A 722-nucleotide genomic window follows, 5' to 3' on the forward strand; every position below is an offset into this window, starting at 1 on the left:
GGCCGCTGCCATCCGTTGACGGTGCTGGACGACCACTCACGCTACTCGCTGGGGGTGATCGCCTGCGGGGCTGAGAGCCTGGGCGTGGTGCAGGGCCACCTGAGCGGCCTGTTCCGCCGTTATGGCCTGCCGCGGCGCATCCTGTGCGACAACGGCCCGCCCTGGGGCGACCCGCACGGCGCGGGGCGGGCGATGCGCAGCCACACGGCGTTCGAGGTATGGCTGATGCGGCTGGGGATCGGCACGGGGCACGGCCGGCCGCGCCACCCGCAGACCCAGGGCAAGGAGGAACGCTTCCATCGCACGCTGAGGGTGGAGGTGCTGCAATCGCGCCGCTTCGCGGATCTTGCCGCCTGCCAGCGGGCGTTCGACGCCTGGCGGCCGATCTACAACGAACAGCGCCCGCATGAGGCGCTGGGGATGGAGGTGCCGATGACACGCTACCAGGCCAGCCCGGTGAGCTTTCCCGAGCAGCTGCCAGAGCCGCTGTATCACGCAAGCGACCTGGTGCGTCGGGTGGGGCGGGATGGCTACCTGCGCTTCAAGGGGTGGCCGCTGAAGCTGTCACAGGCCTTTCAGGGGCTGGACGTGGCCTTCAGGGCCACCAGCCAGGATGGAGTATGGCAGGTGTTCTTCTCGCGATTTCCTCTCGCCACACTCGACCTCAGGGACGAAACACCCCATCTCAAAACCGTCAGGGATGTCTCCGTACACCTGTCAAA

General features: G+C 68.0%; 1 protein-coding gene. It reads left to right on the forward strand.

All coding sequences use genetic code 11. From position 1 onward, the window contains the following. The coding region (locus tag GT007_RS22080; protein WP_160123825.1) for an integrase core domain-containing protein at positions 1 to 722 on the forward strand (722 nt) is incomplete at both ends.

The sequence above is a fragment of the Rhodovarius lipocyclicus genome (assembly GCF_009900765.1).
Taxonomy (GTDB): domain Bacteria; phylum Pseudomonadota; class Alphaproteobacteria; order Acetobacterales; family Acetobacteraceae; genus Rhodovarius; species Rhodovarius lipocyclicus.